The sequence below is a fragment of the Enterovibrio norvegicus FF-33 genome (genome assembly GCF_000286835.2).
GTDB lineage: Bacteria > Pseudomonadota > Gammaproteobacteria > Enterobacterales > Vibrionaceae > Enterovibrio > Enterovibrio norvegicus_A.
Genome location: NZ_AJYD02000038.1, coordinates 2,397,444 through 2,413,238, shown reverse-complemented (window position 1 = coordinate 2,413,238; position 15,795 = coordinate 2,397,444). Strand labels below are relative to the sequence as shown.

The following is a 15,795-nucleotide window of genomic DNA, read 5'->3' as shown; positions in this document are numbered from 1 at the left end:
CATTGTTTTAGCCTCAGCGAAAGGCGTGAGAGTCATCATCATTTCGTCATTGTGTCGCAGAGCAACTTGAAATGTTATTTAGCCCTGATCGGACATGTTCCATCAGGGTTTTTTTGCCCGTAATCATCATTCTCAATGAATTAACGAACCAAAGAATACAAACGGTTAGTCAGCTCAATGTTGGCGTGATCACGAAATATGACCAACAATTAGTTAACATCTATTGGAGGGCGTATTGAGGATGGCAAAGAAGGTTTTGTATTCAACGATTATCACAGTCTTAGTTGGGCTGTTTTTTTCGTTCCTCGCAGCCATGTCTTTGCATCAATCTGAACAGCAATCCATTAAACATGAAATTCAAAAGGATGTTGAAAACGCAGCACTTTCTCTAGGAAGGGAACTCAACATTAGTATTGAGTTGCTATATGCGCTTCGTACTCAGCTCATCATGCATCAAGACATTGATGAAACCAGCTTTGGCCGATTGGCTGATAGTGTGATGGATCGACATCCTAATATACGTGCCATGGAGTGGGCTGAATTTGTTCTCGGTGATGAACGGGAGCTCTACGAATCCGAAGCTGCGCTAGAATTTGCGCTCTTTGAAATTGTGGAACTGAGTGCCAATGGCGATCTTGTTAAGGCGACATCACGGGATCGATATTTCCCTGTTCGTTACATCACACCTTATGACGTAAACCAACGGATTTTAGGGTTTGATTTGGCTTCTCGACAGTCAATGGAAGAAGCATTGGAAATGAGCTGGTACCGCGGTGTGCCGATTGCAACACCGGCGATGCGCTTGAAACGGGAATTTGAAGACAACAGTGGATTTTTGATGTTGTTACCCGTGTTTTATGGTGATCCTGAAACGGATGCCGACCGACAATCCGCATTGCGTGGGTTCCTACTCGCCTTGTTTGACGTTGAGGATATTTTTGAACTGGCAATAAACAGTACAGTGAAAGAGTCTATCAATCTCGAATTGTTAGATGTCGGCCTTAACACGCAAGGTGATGTTATTTATCAAAATGTTGTCGATTTGTCCGAGCCGCCTGTGACGGCATTGAGCTATACATCCACCCCCATTTACTTTGCTGGCAGAGAATGGCTCTTAAAAGGCACGCCATCGCCAAGCTATGTGAATAGCCGCATGAGCATCTACCCGCATTTGATTTTCTTTATTGGTGTGTTGATCTTTACCTTGTTGGCATACCTGCTTTATATGCTGCAACATCGTGCGCTGACAGTGCAAAAGCATGTTGATGCGAAAACCCGTGAACTCCGAGAAGCCAATAAAAAATTGGAGAAAATGTCGAAAAGCGATGGATTAACGGGGTATTGCAACCGTGATTATTTCGAAGAATGTATTCAAGCCGAAGTGAAACGAACTCAACGAGATAATCTGGCGATTAGTTTGATTGTGATTGAAATAGACAATATGTCTCGTTACAACACAAAACATGGCCGTGTTGTTGGCGATAAAGCGATTCGACTGATTGGCCAGGCTGTATCCGATACATTAAAGCGTCCGGGTGATTTGTTGGCGCGTTATGGAGGAGAAACCTTTGCGATATTGCTACCGAATACCAAAGATGGTGCCCCTATCGCTCAGTTGTGTATTGATGCTGTTAAGACGCTGAAATTGCCGTTCGACAAAGAGGCGGGTTCTCAGATAATGACGATTTCGATTGGTGGTGTGTCGGTCCTAAATTCAGATGAAATAGATGCAACAAAAGTGATTGCGTATGCTGAGATCGCATTGGGCAAAGCCATTAACGCAGGGCGAGATCAATGTAGTTGGATCTATACCGAAGAAAGCAAACAGCCCCCAATCGGAGGCTGAAAGCGATAGCGTGTTAGCGTAACAAGCGACAAAGCTCGTTCGTACAACAGGTAATTAATTTACCCAATCACGAAGTTGAAATGACAGAACGTGCTCACCGTTTTTCAGTTGCAGCGTTTGTTTAGTCAGTGTCACGTCGCTCCAATCCCCCAGCACATTAGTCATCACGCCTTCGATAGCCATTGCTGGCTCTGGACATGCCATCATGGTGCTCGCCATTTTATCAATGCGGAATTGCTCGCCCTTCAGCTCGCCTTGTCCGAAATAGCGGTTACAACCTGCGTGACCATTGGCAGTGAAAGACTCACCAATTTCTAGGCTTGGGGCGGCAAAACCTTCAGGAAGGCTCAATGGCTGACCATCAACACTTTCCAGTACCCAGTTGTGGTGCTGCATGTTCACGGTAGAAACGTCTAATGCGTCGGTTTTACCGGAAGTGCTTGTTGCACAACCCGCCAAAATTGCTGGCGCAACCAGCATTGCGATTGCCATCTTTTTCATTCGTTACTCCAGAAATATTACTGAATGCGTCAATTATAGAGTTCGATACAGGGTTAAAGACAGTGTCTTTGAGGTTTAGTTTCCTCGAATGCAATGCATTTTCCACTATATGACTGACTTCATTATTCGCTTTCTGAACCGCTTATCAAGTCAGAACTCTGTTAAAACTTGAAATTTAGTCTGACAATTAGCATTACGCTGCTCGATGTTAATATGTTCAAGCGGTTTGTTGATCAATTTGTTACGGGCAGTGCAGCGTTTTAGCCAAAGTCACCATTCACGTAACCTCGAGTACGATCGTCGCGAGGATTGGCAAACAATAGTTGCGTCTCATCATGCTCAACCAATTCTCCCATTAGGAAGAATGCAGTGCGATCTGAAATGCGACGAGCTTGCTGCATGGAGTGGGTCACAATAACGATGGTGTAGTTCTTTTTTAACTCTTCCATTAAGTCTTCAATTTTCTTCGTCGCAATAGGGTCGAGTGCCGATGTCGGTTCGTCCATCAGAATCACTTCGGGCTCCATGGCGATAGTGCGAGCAATACAAAGGCGCTGTTGCTGGCCGCCAGATAACCCAAAAGCATGAGATTTTAAACGATCTTTCACTTCATCCCAAAGTGCAGCACTTCTTAGGCTTTGTTCAACCACAGCATCGAGTTTTTTCTTATCTTTCATGCCTTGTGCACGCAGTCCATAAGCCACGTTGTCATAAATGCTCATTGGGAATGGGTTGGCTTTTTGGAACACCATGCCGACCTTGATACGAAGATTCGCAACATCAATGTTGCCATACACATTCTCGCTATCCATCGCCAAACGGCCATCAATTTTTACGCCTTCGATGAGATCATTCATGCGATTAAGGCAACGTAGCAGTGTCGATTTTCCGCAGCCAGATGGGCCAATCAATGCCGTCACTTTTTTGTGCGGGATGGGTAGGCTGATGTTTTTCAGCGCGTGATTGGCACCGTTGTTGTAGTAAAGGTTCAGATTTTCAATATCGAATTTGTTCATGATTTTTTCTCTCAAACTCAGTAAGAAGCTTTGCTAAATTTGCTGGCGATAATTTTTGTCAGCATGTTCATAAGCAGTACGACGACAATTAGCACGGTGGCAGTGGCATAGGCTTGATTCCACTCGTGCACTGTGTAGAGCTCCTGAGTTAACTTGTAAAGATGGACGGTAAGCGTGCGGCCAGAGTCCAACACGCTTTCTGGAATGCGTGCGACCATGCCAGCAGTAAGAAAAACCGGTGCAGATTCGCCAATAACGCGGCCGACACTCAAAATGATGGAGGTAACAATACCTGGCATCGCACTTGGCAGAATCAGCTTCCAAATGGTATAGATTTTCGATGCGCCCAAACCATATGAGCCTTCACGGTAGGTTTGTGGTACTGCCATTAAAGCTTCTTCAGTGGTGCGAATAATCACGGGCAGAATCAAGATACTTAGCGTTAATGCGCCAGAAAGTATCGAAAAACCAAGACCCAATACGCCGACAAAAAACGTCATGCCGAACAGACCAAAAATAATTGAGGGAATGCCCGCTAATGATTCGGTACAAAAACGAATCACTTTAACCAGTTTGCTGCCGAGCTTTGCATACTCAGTGAGGTAGATCGCCGTCATGATGCCGATAGGCGCAGCAATGGAAATAGAAGCGATGACCATATAAATGGTTGAGACAATCATTGGCCATATGCCTGATTGTTCACCAATACGGGTGTAATCGCTGGTAATGAATGACCAGTCAACGTACTGCAGGCCATTGCTCAATATGTACCAAATAATCCAAAACAGAAATCCGACTGTCATGCCTGCAGCCAGCCAAACCGTGACCATCAAGATATTGTCTTTTAGTTGACGTGTAAGCATTTCAATTACCTCGCTTTTTCACGGTTAAGGAAAAGCAGTGTCGCGTTTAGCATCATGATAAAGACCAGAAGAACGATACCTGTGGCGTACAGAGCACTGGCATGAATACCGGAGGCATAAGACATTTCCAGTGCGATATTGGCGGTTAATGTGCGTGCAGATTCCAAAATGCCTTCTGGCATAGCTGGTGCGTTACCCATGACCATGATGATTGCCATGGTTTCTCCCAATGCACGAGCGATACCGAGAATAACCCCCGTCATAATGCCCGAACGTGCTGCTGGGATAAGCAGTTTAAACGTGGTGAACATGGGCGAAGCGCCAAGCGCCAGTGAGCCTTCTTTGTAGGTTTTTGGTACAGCACGTAAAGAGGTTTCTGATACCGCAATAACCGTAGGTAGAATCATTACTGCCAGCACAACAATGCCAGCCAGCACTGTGTTACCAGCAGGAACGTTAAACACGTCTTGAATCAAGGGAACGATAATGACAAGGCCAAAGAAGCCGTATACCACTGATGGGATGCCTGCGAGTAACTCGACGGCAGGTCGTATGATGTTTGCCAGCCATTTTGGTGCGACTTCGGCAATGAAGATAGCGGTCAGTACCGCTACAGGAACACCCAGAATAACAGCGCCAGCCGTCGATACTAACGACGCGACAATCATAGGCGCGATGCCATAAAGCGCTGGAGGTAGCCATTCAACGCCTGTCACCATGTTGACTAAGCCAGCTTGTTGAATAGCTGGAATACCTTCGCGGAAAATAAAGTAACCAATGGTGGCGAGAGACAACACGCCCAAGATAGCGGCGGTTAGGAACAATGCACGGAAAAACGCTTCGCGCCAGTCTCGGTTCTTTCGTTTACCCAGTTTGCCCACGTTGCTTGGCGTGCTGGTGGGTTGAATGTCGATAACATGTTGATTTGCGATGTTCATGCTCACTCCGTGATGCCAATCATGGCAGTTAGGAAGTCTTTTTAAAGCGGCCTGACAAGCGCGTCAGGCCGATAGTGGGTTTAGGCGGAATCAACACACCTAAACAATTAAGGATTTACTGAACGGGCACATAGCCTTGGCTTGAGACGATTTTTTGGCCTTCGACTGAAGTCACCCATGTCATGAAGTCTTCAGCGGCAGGTGACGGCTTGCCAGCTTTGCTTAACACCAAAAATGGACGTGCAACTTTATACTTGCCTGCTGCAACTGCATCAGATGTCGCTTCTACGCCGTCAACTTTGACTGCTTTCAACGACGCATCGATTGAACCTAGAGAGATGTAGCCGATAGCGAAGGGATTGTTAGCCACGATGGTTTTGACCACGCCATTGCCATTGCCGACTTGTGCACGTTGAGAAATTGCCGAGACTTTCATTCCGTTGATATCGCGCTTCAAGCTCATGATGTCTTCAAATGCACCGCGAGTACCTGATGCTGTGTCTCGGGTAACGACAACGATAGGTTTGTTTTCGCCACCCACTTCGGCCCAATTTTTCACATCACCGCGGTAGATTTTTGCGATTTGCTCAATAGTCAGATCAACAAGAGGGTTGGCATTGTTGACTACAACAGCGATACCGTCTCGTGCAATCACCGTTTCTTTTAATGTTGGTTCTTTCTCGGAATCTTTCAGTGAACGTGATGCCATGCCAAACATGGAAGTGCCATTTTTGGCGGCTTTAACGCCTGCTGAAGAACCCGTTCCTTGCACTTCAATGAAGGTATTGCCATTTTGGGTTTGATACGTTTCTGCCAGCACTTCCATCACTTCGGTAACAGATGTAGAGCCTGACACTGTAATTGTTTCTTGCGCAGAAGCCGTGTTAGCCATTAATGCGCCAGCGACACACAATGCAGTAAAAACGTTTGATCTCATTCGAGCTTTCCTTAGTCGTGCCTCTTAAAAGGCTTTGTTTGTGTCAACAGTGGCAACTTTAGGAAAGTTTTATGACAACTATGTTTCACTTAATTGAAGCATTAATGACGAGACAAAAATATCACTATAGATTCGAGTGTTTTATAAGCGATTGATGAAAATACGAACAAAGTAGGGAGGGCGGTGCTTCGGAGAAGAGGGTTAATGCAGAGTGTGGCAGTTAGTTTTGGTTGGCGACTTTGGAGCTGATTTGGTGAGATTCATTGAGCCAAGCATCAGTTTGGGCCAGATTCATTGGGCGGCCATACCAATAGCCTTGAATTTTATCGCAGCCGATAGACATCAAATATTGTCCTAGCGCTTCAGTTTCAACGCCTTCTGCAACCACACGGCAATCCAAACTGTGAGCGAGGTAGATAGTGGATCTCACAATAGCTTCATGGTTACTGCTATAGAGTAGGTCAGTGACAAAGCTGCGATCTATTTTAATCTCATCAATGGGCATATTGCTCAAAATAGACAGGGATGAGAACCCTGTACCAAAGTCATCGATGCTTAAATACACGCCCAGCTTTTTGATTTTATCTAAGACGACTCTCGCTTTCGCTGGATTCAGCATCATGCTGGTTTCGGTCAATTCAAGGGTGAGCTGCGCGGGGTTAATGGCGTATTTTTTGATCAAACCTGCCAAGTAGGGCTCGAGGTTTTCGTCTTCTAGATCTTTGACTGAAATGTTCACCTGAACTTGCGGCGTGATGGATTGTTTTTGCCACACCGCTAGTTGAGCAACGGTCGTTTCAAGCACCCAGTGGGAGATTTGCTTGATAGCGTTCGTCTGCTCCGCAATCGGAATGAAATCATCAGGTCGTACGGAATATCCGTCCCCGAGAGTCCATCGGATAAGTGCTTCAAAGGTTGTCTGATGTGGGGTATGTACATTCATAACGGGCTGAAAGTAGAGCTCAAAATCCATTGTTGCAATGGCATTGTGCAGCATCGCGGCCAATTCTGACTGGTCGTAAAAATGTGTAGATGCGGACGGTTCATAGATAGCGTATGGGGCTTGAATGCGTTTGGCACTGTACATAGAGATTTCTGCGCGTTTGAGGATTTCTTCTGCATTCGAGCCATGTTCAGGGTAAAAGGCGACCCCGACAGTGTTGGTTAGGTTCATGTCGTGATCGTTAATGGTCAATGGATGGTCAAGGTAAGACTGAATATTTTCGATATAAGCGGAAATATTTGTATTTTCAGGGTTGGTGAGCAAGAGGGTAAAGCGGTTTCCGCTGCACCTCGCTAAAAACACATCTTCATCAACGAATTCTTTAAGGCGTGCTGAGAACTGTGCGAGTAATACGTCGCCCTTTTGATGACTAAAAACCTCGTTGAGGTTGTTGAAGTTATTAATATCAATGATAAAAACCGCAAATCGCTGCAGATTGGCGTTGTAATCAACAATATGTTGGCTGATGGTACTAATGAGGAATCGACGGTTGGGTAACCCTGTCAATGGGTCGTGTGCTTCATTGTGGCGTTGCTGAAACTCAGCAAACGCAATACGTTCCATGCTTTGGGATACAACGCTAAAAATCATGACGCAAAAGATCCCACCACCAAAAAACACAACAGAAACAATAAATTCGATAATGATTATTTCGGATTTTAATGCGAGAAAGCTAGCATAAATCATGTAGCCCAGAACAAATCCAAGCATGACAGGCACAAAGCTAAATGTTGAAGGGCGCCTATCGCGGCGATACAGAGAGATCGACGATTTCAGCGCCGAGATGAGGGCGAGCATGCCAAGGATGACAAGGACAATAGAAAGCGTTTTTATCATCGTAGCTGCAATACGCCCACTGAATAAGGAAGTTCACTCTGCGATGGCGAAACGCTCGATCAGCAGAGGCCTTCCTTATTGTAGTAGAAATACGCGATTTTGAGAGTAGTGTCACCTAGTCAAGACGGTGTTGTTAATGATTGCAGACACTGCAGTTTGGGTTCTTGGGCAGGATGAAAATGCGCCACTCACTGCTTAACGCATCATAAAGCATAATTTTACCGGTTGGCGCAGGCGCGAAATTGGATAAAACCTTTATTGCTTCAAGAGCTTGCGTGGCACCAATGATCCCGACAACAGGAGAGAGGATGCCCGCTTCGACACAACTGAGTGCTTGTTCACCAAACAGTGCACTCAGGCACTGGTAGCAAGGCTCGTTTTCACTGTAGGTGAATACGGCCACTTGTCCTTCCAAGCGAATCGCTGCGCCACTGACTAAGGGCTTTTTAGTGAGAAAGCAAAGTTGATTGAGTTGATTGCGTGTCGCGACATTGTCAGAACAGTCAATCACAATGCTGTGCTGTTCTATGAGCGTCTGTAAGGCGTTATCGTTGAGGCGCTTTGCTACCGTTTTCACCACGACGTGAGGGTTAAGTAGACGCAGTGCTTTTGCTGCTGACTCGACTTTTAATTTGCCAACCGTGCTGTCGTTGTGCAGCACCTGACGCTGTAAGTTGGACAGCTCCACTCGGTCGTCGTCAATCAATGTGAGCGTGCCAACGCCAGCCGCCGCAAGGTACTGAGTGGCAGCACAGCCCAAGCCGCCAGCACCCAAAACGAGAACGCGGCTTTGCTTCAACGCTTCCTGACCATCAAAATCAAACTGTCGAAGTATGATCTGGCGGTTGTATCTGAGCTCTTCTTCCGGAGAGAGAATGTCCACGGTATTCCTATGCTTTTATAAGATTACGTTGCAAAAATGGCTTGTTAGAAAACGTCTTTGATAAACGTAATCAGGCATTAGTTTAAAACAGTGCCAAACGGTTCAATCGTGACGTTTTCACCTACATCAATATGCCCGCGATCTTGCTCTAAGACTGCAAAGCAGTTCGCTATCGATAGGGAGCTAAACGCGCCAGAACCTTGGTTGCCTGTGGTCGCAACAACCAATTCGCCTTGCTCGTTAATGCGATAAACAGCGCGTTGGTAATCAGCACGCCCCGGAGATTTCCTGAATCGCGTTTCAGCTTTAGCGCTTAAAGTGATGGTCGGTTGCCACTGTGTATGGCCTGCAAGTTTGGCAAGCAGCGGCTGGACTAACACATGTAAGGTCACGAGTACTGAAACTGGGTTACCGGGTAATCCGCAAAATAGTGCGCCTTTGACTTTGCCAAACGCAAAGGGCTTACCTGGCTTGATGGCAATCTTCCAAAATCCAACTTCGCCTTCTTGATCCAAAATGTCTTTGGTGTAATCCGCTTCGCCCACGCTAACGCCACCCGAGGTGACGATAACATCAGCTTCGCTGGCGGCTTTCAAAAAGGCATCACGTAGTTGCTCTGGACAATCGGGCACGACACCAAGATCAATCGCCTCACAATGCATTTTTTCAAGCATGGCGCGAATGGTGTAGCGGTTGCTGTCGTAGATTTCACCTTTTCCTAGTGGCTCACCCACTTGACGAAGCTCGTCTCCGGTAGAAAAGAACGCCACTTTGGGTCTGCGCATGACGGTGACAGTGCCTATGCCCAGTGTTGCCAACATCGGAACTTCACGGGGCGTTAGCAGTGTGCCTTTGGGAATAACGACATCACCGGCTTCTACATCGTTGCCGATAGGGCGAATGTTTTGCTGCAACTCGGCGGTGTGGGCAAAGGTAATGTCGTCGCCGTTTACCGTGGTTTGCTCTTGCATGATGACGGCATCTGCACCAACTGGGACTTCAGCGCCTGTCATAATACGAATGCATGAGCCAGCGGGCCATTCGCCTTCAAACGGGATGCCCGCGAAGGACTTACCCGCGAGGCGAAGTGTCATATTGTTGTTGAGATCTGCGCAGCGAAGCGCATAACCATCCATTGCAGAGTTAGCAAAAGGGGGCACATTGATTGGAGAGCGAATATCTTCGGACGTGATGCGATTTTGTGCGTCAACCAGTGACACGATTTCGGTTTGTGTCAGTGGCGACGTGTTGTCTAATAGAATGTCGATAGCCGATGAAACTGGCATCAAACCAGGAGTGTCGCAGCAACCCATATATAACTCTCAGTCGTTGTGAGCGAAACATGCTCAGCGCATAGATGAAAGCGAGCATTATCGCAAACTTTGAGAGTTGAAACTAATGCCCACACGCATTTCGAGGTGTAATTATTTTACTATAAACGCTATGCTTCAAAAATCTGACACTATTTGATCCTTGTCTTTAAAAGACGAGTAATAAATTAGATAACAACAATTGCAACGACCCAAGGATTTTTCTATGACAGCATTAAGCGATTCAGCCAAGCGCGTCCGCGAAGCGCTTATAGCACGTGGCATTGAGACACCAATGCAGTCGGGCACTTCGATGACCGCAGAAGAGAAAAAAGAGCGTATTGAATATCATATGCGGGAAATCTTGACTGTTATCGACCTAGATCTCGAAGATGACAGTTTGACTGAAACGCCAGCGCGCATTGCAAAAATGTACGTGGATGAGGTGTTTTCGGGATTAGATTACGCGAACTTTCCAAAAATCACAGTTATCGAAAACAAGATGGGCTGTGACGAGATGGTTAGGGTCAAAGACATTACATTGACGAGTACTTGTGAGCACCACTTGGTCACAATTGACGGTAAATGCACAGTAGCCTATTTGCCAAAGAGCAAAATTATCGGCTTGTCGAAAATTAACCGCATTGTTCGATTTTTTGCCCAGCGTCCGCAAGTTCAAGAGCGTTTAACTCGCCAAATCCTCGTGGCGCTGCAAACGTTGCTGGAAACGGACAATGTGGCCGTGCACATGAATGCGACACATTACTGCGTGAAAGCACGTGGTGTGATGGATGCAACCAGCGTGACGACGACGACAGCGTTAGGTGGTAATTTTAAGCAAAACCCTGCAACTCGTGCTGAGTTCTTGCACGGCGTTCAGTAAGCCAGCTTGATTGACAAAGGGCTGCTCATTCAGCGCTCGATGTTAAAGCGAAGAACATGAAAAAAGCGCCGAAAGGCGCTTTTTTATTGGCTGATTTATTCGTGCTAGGTGCGGTTGATTATTTCAACACAGCAGCGATAGCTTTACAGAGTGGACGCATGTTCGTGTGCATCATAGCTGCAACGGCGATGCGACCAGAGCCAACGATGTATACGCCAAATTCGTCTTTCAAACGAGCAACTTGATCTTTGTTCAAGCCAGAGAAAGAGAACATGCCGTTTTGACGTTGAATGAAGCTGAAATCGCCCTGCACGCCTTCTTCTGCGAGTGTCGCAACAAAGAGCTCTCGCATTTCTTTAATACGAACGCGCATGGCTGCCACTTCTTCTTCCCATTCTGCACGCAATGTAGCGTCATTCAGAATAATGGTAACAACAGCAGCGCCGTGAGCAGGTGGGTTAGAGTAAATCACGCGAGCGATGCTCTTAACTTGGCTGAATGCGGTGGCGGTTTCAGTGGCGTTTTTGCCGACGATGGTAAATGCACCAACACGCTCGTTGTAGAGACCGAAGTTCTTAGAAAATGAGCTCGCAACCAAAAGCTCTTCGCATGAATCTGCAAAAATGCGCAGACCAGCAGCATCTTCTTCAACGCCAGTTGCAAAACCTTGGTAAGCAAAGTCAAACATTGGAAGCAGTTTTTTCTCGTTACACAGTGCTGCAAGTTGCTGCCACTGTGTAGCGTCTGGGTCGATACCCGTTGGGTTATGACAGCAACCGTGCAGAAGTACGACATCACCTGCATTTGCGGTTTCAAGATCGGCCAGCATTGCTGGGAAATCCATGTCTTTGGTTTCTGCGTTGTAGTAACCGTACGACGCGACTTCAAGGCCTGCGGCAGCGAACACACCGTTATGATTCGCCCATGTAGGGTTACTTACCCATACTTTCACATCGCCAAGTTGACGTTTAATAAATTCAGCAGCAACGCGAAGGGCGCCAGTACCGCCTGGAGCTTGAGCTGTCTGTGCACGTTTATCTGCAATGATGGTTGCATCGTGACCAAATAAAAGCTTTTGCACAGCCAAACCATATTCTGGTGTACCCGGAATGCTTAGGTATGATTTGGTGGTTTCTTTCTCTAAAAGAATAGCTTCGGCTTTTTTAACAGTGGCCAATACTGGCGTGTTACCGGCTTCGTCTTTGTAGATACCTACACCTAAGTTGATTTTCTCAGCACGAGCATCGGCTTTGAATTCTTCAGTAAGGCCCAAAATAGGGTCAGCGGGCGCTGCAGCAATTTTTTCAAACATCTTCTTCATCCATGGCGTTGTTAAAGGAAACTGTCTTTGTTTATACCATTTTGATTAGTGGTAATAAAACGGAAATTTGGTGATTTCCCTGACTTCCTTGTCTCTTCGCATCTTTGTTGTCGTTAACCCCCGATTTCAGCGCCATGAATTTAATATTAAATACGGGCTTAATCAGAGGGAATATTGGTGACGGGTACTGCAAATGAAAGAGGGTTAGGAGAGGGCAACGCGCAATTAACGTTGCTATTGATGGAGGGGCATTTCCACACGGACATAAAGGCACGATTATACTGATGAAAATAAACAAGAAAAAAGGCCGCCGTAGGCGACCTTTGTCATTTTATTCAAACCGCGCGCTATGGTGCGATTAGAAGTTTGCACTGCGTGGTGCGCGTGGGAATGGGATAACATCGCGGATGTTGCCCATGCCCGTCACGTAAGACACTAAACGTTCGAAACCGAGGCCGAAACCAGCATGTGGAACGGTGCCGTAACGACGAAGATCGCGGTACCAGTTCATGTGTTCTGGGTCGATGTTCATTGAACGCATGCGTTCGTCAAGTACGTCTAAACGTTCTTCACGCTGTGCACCACCGATAATTTCACCGATACCTGGTGCTAGAACGTCCATTGCCGCAACGGTCTTGCCATCATCATTCATACGCATGTAGAACGCTTTGATGTCTTTCGGGTAGTTCTTAACAACCACAGGTGCTTCGAAGTGTTTCTCTGCAAGATATCGCTCGTGCTCAGACGCCAAGTCGATGCCCCATTCAACAGGGTTCTCAAACGTTTGGCCTGATTTAAGCAAGATCTCAATCGCGTCGGTGTAGTCGATCTGAGCAAAATCAGAATCAACAAACTTCTCAAGGCGAGTGATGGCTTCTTTGTCGATACGTTGAGCAAAGAACTCAAGGTCATCACGACGCTCTTCAAGCACGGCTTTGAACACATACTTCAGCATGTCTTCCGCGAGCTTGGCAACATCATCCAGATCTGCAAACGCAACTTCTGGCTCAACCATCCAGAACTCCGCAAGGTGGCGGCTGGTGTTTGAGTTTTCAGCGCGGAACGTTGGGCCAAAGGTGTAAACCTTGCTCAATGCACACGCGTACGCTTCAGCATTCAGCTGACCTGATACGGTCAGGAAAGTCTCTTTACCGAAGAAATCTTCGTTGAAATCAACTTTACCTTCGTCTGTGCGTGGCAGGTTTTCCATGTCCAATGTAGAAACACGGAACATTTCACCCGCACCTTCTGCATCAGAAGCGGTGATCAGCGGAGCAGAAACCCAGAAGTAACCTTGCTCATGGTAGAAGCGGTGAATCGCTTGAGACAAGCAGTTACGCACGCGTGCAACTGAACCAATCACGTTGGTGCGTGGACGCAGGTGAGCAACTTCTCGCAAGTATTCGATAGAGTGGCGTGTTTTAGCCATTGGATAGGTGTCTGCATCTTCAACCCAACCCACCACTTTCACGTCAGTCGCTTGAAGCTCAAATGCTTGACCTTGTCCTGGGCTTTCAACAACTTTACCAGTAACTTCGACAGAGCAGCCTGTGGTAAGGCGCAGTACATCTTCTTTGTAATTATTCAGCTCATTAGAAACAACTGCCTGAATTGGATCAAAACAAGAGCCGTCATAAATGGCGAGGAAAGAGATACCGGCTTTTGAATCACGACGGGTGCGGATCCAACCACGGACAGTGACTTCTGTGTCTACTGCCGTTTTGCCGCGCAGGACGTCTGCTACAGGCATATAGTTCATAATTTGCATCTAACTCCGTTGAAGAATGCCTGAGGAATCGAGTCATCAGGCTAGGATAATTCAAACTTAAGCCGGCAAGTTTACCTCTAACCCTAAACTACCTCAAGACACTTGGTTTACATGGACTGTTCACGCATGCAATTCTTGGGAAATCAACGGGAAAACACGACCGAATTCAAGTTGGCGTGGCAAAGAAACATACGATACTGATCATTTTCTGTGGCTGGAGGTCTTGATCGCTATCTGACGGTGGCATTTTCAACTGTCGCTTTGCTGATGTCTTTTTGCTTCTCGCTAACCTTCAGTTGATCGCAAACCTTGCGAAACGAATTGAGGGCGATTCAATTTGAGCTTGGCGCGAATATTCAGTAGCATCGCCGCGCTAGAAACTACAAATGAACACGGGAACGCATAAAATGCACACTGAACTGTTTAAAGAATTCATGTTTGAAGCGGCGCATCTGCTGCCACACGTACCAGAAGGTCATAAGTGTGGTCGCCTACATGGTCACTCTTTCCTCGTGCGTCTCTATGTGGCCGGTGAAGTGGATCCGTATACGGGATGGGTGATTGATTTTTCTGAAATCAAAGAAGCGTTTAAGCCTATCTACGATCGCTTGGACCATTACTATCTGAATGATATTGAAGGGTTAGAAAACCCAACGAGCGAAGTGTTGGCGAAATGGATTTGGGATCAACTTAAGCCGTCACTGCCTTGTTTGAGTAAAGTGATGATTAAAGAAACCTGTACGGCTGGCTGCATCTATACGGGTGAGTAATATTTCATTGCACGAAAAAAAAGGGCCTACGGCCCTTTTTTTGTGTCTAAGTTTGCCAGATTGGGTGCAAACTAAGCGATAAATGCTTAAGCGATATCTAAATACTTATGTGTTTGAATGGACAAGCGCCAGTTGCGACGGATACAGGTTTTAATGCACAACTCGGTAGCCCGCGGTTTTTGGCTTATGGGTTGTAATGCGACTTCTTTATTTGATAAATCAATCCCTTCGAGCAGTGCATCGAGTTTTTCAATATCTGACTCGGTTCCAACGGGATGTTTGATCTCATTGGCGCGTTTCAGCGCTTCATTTAACACGGGCAGTTTGCCGCGCATATTAATTTTCGGAGATACCGTTACCCACGTATTGACTGTCGCTTTCACTTTATACGTACCACTGGTCTCGATTTGACAGCGATAACCCGCTGATTCAAGAAGCGTTGTTAGGGGAAATAAATCAAATATGCAAGGCTCCCCACCAGTGATCACAACATGCTTTGCCGTGTAACTTTGCGTAAGGTGCGCAAGAATATGTTCGGCTGAAACTGAGGTCCATGTTGGGCTGTCGCCTGTTTTGGCGATCACTGTGCCGAAATCACGTTCATCGTTCGGGAGTGTGTCCCACGTCTGGCGCGTATCGCACCATGGACAACCGACAGGGCAGCCTTGAAGGCGAACAAAGACCGAAGGTACACCTGTGAACGTGCCCTCTCCTTGAATGGTTTCAAATATTTCGTTGACGTTGTACATACGGCTTTTACAGTCAGAATTTTGTGAGGGGCGAGATTATGGCAGTTTCGCTCGCCACTGTCTTGGGGAGATACAAATTGACACATCAGTTACAGAATGAAATACCATTAACTTGTTGATTTTCGGCATTTGATATAAATGTCATTGCGATAAATCAAATAGGTCGTGAC

At 46.5% G+C, this 15,795-nt stretch carries 14 protein-coding genes; 3 read left to right on the top strand and 11 right to left on the bottom strand.

The window, feature by feature from the left end; translation table 11 throughout:
* Positions 1 to 241: 241 nt before the first annotated feature.
* On the top strand, positions 242 to 1,846 hold the full coding sequence (locus tag A1OO_RS18760; protein WP_016959627.1) for a CHASE domain-containing protein: 1,605 nt from the start codon (positions 242 to 244) through the stop codon (positions 1,844 to 1,846).
* Positions 1,847 to 1,900: 54 nt separating this feature from the next.
* Here the strand turns inward: A1OO_RS18760 and A1OO_RS18755 are convergent, their stop codons facing one another.
* From A1OO_RS18755 to moeA, 8 genes are all read right to left on the bottom strand, one after another.
* Positions 1,901 to 2,347: an META domain-containing protein gene (locus A1OO_RS18755; RefSeq protein ID WP_016959626.1), complete on the bottom strand. Its 447-nt coding sequence runs from the start codon at positions 2,345 to 2,347 to the stop codon at positions 1,901 to 1,903.
* 260 nt (positions 2,348 to 2,607) lie between these two features.
* Positions 2,608 to 3,363, bottom strand: a complete 756-nt coding sequence (pstB, locus tag A1OO_RS18750) for a phosphate ABC transporter ATP-binding protein PstB (RefSeq protein WP_016959625.1) — start codon at positions 3,361 to 3,363, stop codon at positions 2,608 to 2,610.
* Between the two features lie 17 nt (positions 3,364 to 3,380).
* Complete coding sequence (gene pstA / locus A1OO_RS18745) at positions 3,381 to 4,226, bottom strand: phosphate ABC transporter permease PstA (protein ID WP_016959624.1); 846 nt, start codon at positions 4,224 to 4,226, stop codon at positions 3,381 to 3,383.
* Positions 4,227 to 4,231: 5 nt separating this feature from the next.
* Positions 4,232 to 5,164, bottom strand: coding sequence for a phosphate ABC transporter permease subunit PstC (gene pstC, locus A1OO_RS18740; RefSeq protein WP_017004070.1), 933 nt, complete (start codon positions 5,162 to 5,164; stop codon positions 4,232 to 4,234).
* A gap of 115 nt (positions 5,165 to 5,279) precedes the next feature.
* On the bottom strand, positions 5,280 to 6,101 hold the full coding sequence (locus A1OO_RS18735) for a phosphate ABC transporter substrate-binding protein (protein ID WP_017004069.1): 822 nt from the start codon (positions 6,099 to 6,101) through the stop codon (positions 5,280 to 5,282).
* Positions 6,102 to 6,321: 220 nt separating this feature from the next.
* A complete protein-coding gene (locus A1OO_RS18730; RefSeq protein ID WP_017004068.1) occupies positions 6,322 to 7,941 on the bottom strand; it encodes a putative bifunctional diguanylate cyclase/phosphodiesterase in 1,620 nt (539 codons plus the stop codon).
* 133 nt (positions 7,942 to 8,074) lie between these two features.
* Positions 8,075 to 8,824, bottom strand: a complete 750-nt coding sequence (gene moeB / locus A1OO_RS18725) for a molybdopterin-synthase adenylyltransferase MoeB (protein WP_017004067.1) — start codon at positions 8,822 to 8,824, stop codon at positions 8,075 to 8,077.
* A 77-nt stretch (positions 8,825 to 8,901) separates the two neighbouring features.
* A complete protein-coding gene (moeA, locus tag A1OO_RS18720) occupies positions 8,902 to 10,137 on the bottom strand; it encodes a molybdopterin molybdotransferase MoeA (protein WP_017004066.1) in 1,236 nt (411 codons plus the stop codon).
* Positions 10,138 to 10,360: 223 nt separating this feature from the next.
* On the opposite strand from moeA, the gene folE reads away from it, so the two are divergent.
* The gene (folE, locus tag A1OO_RS18715; RefSeq protein WP_017004065.1) at positions 10,361 to 11,017 is read left to right on the top strand and encodes a GTP cyclohydrolase I FolE; all 657 of its coding nucleotides are present in this window, start codon (positions 10,361 to 10,363) and stop codon (positions 11,015 to 11,017) included.
* A 118-nt stretch (positions 11,018 to 11,135) separates the two neighbouring features.
* Here folE and A1OO_RS18710 read toward each other — a convergent pair whose 3' ends face one another.
* Positions 11,136 to 12,329, bottom strand: a complete 1,194-nt coding sequence (locus A1OO_RS18710) for an amino acid aminotransferase (protein ID WP_017004064.1) — start codon at positions 12,327 to 12,329, stop codon at positions 11,136 to 11,138.
* Positions 12,330 to 12,696: 367 nt separating this feature from the next.
* Positions 12,697 to 14,097, bottom strand: a complete 1,401-nt coding sequence (asnS, locus tag A1OO_RS18705) for an asparagine--tRNA ligase (RefSeq protein ID WP_026023951.1) — start codon at positions 14,095 to 14,097, stop codon at positions 12,697 to 12,699.
* A 416-nt stretch (positions 14,098 to 14,513) separates the two neighbouring features.
* On the opposite strand from asnS, the gene queD reads away from it, so the two are divergent.
* Positions 14,514 to 14,876 carry a 6-carboxytetrahydropterin synthase QueD gene (gene queD / locus A1OO_RS18700; protein ID WP_017004063.1) on the top strand — a complete coding sequence of 121 codons (363 nt, stop codon included), beginning with the start codon at positions 14,514 to 14,516 and terminating at the stop codon, positions 14,874 to 14,876.
* An 86-nt stretch (positions 14,877 to 14,962) separates the two neighbouring features.
* Here the strand turns inward: queD and queE are convergent, their stop codons facing one another.
* The gene (queE, locus tag A1OO_RS18695; protein ID WP_016959612.1) at positions 14,963 to 15,625 is read right to left on the bottom strand and encodes a 7-carboxy-7-deazaguanine synthase QueE; all 663 of its coding nucleotides are present in this window, start codon (positions 15,623 to 15,625) and stop codon (positions 14,963 to 14,965) included.
* Between the last annotated feature and the right edge of the window lie 170 nt (positions 15,626 to 15,795).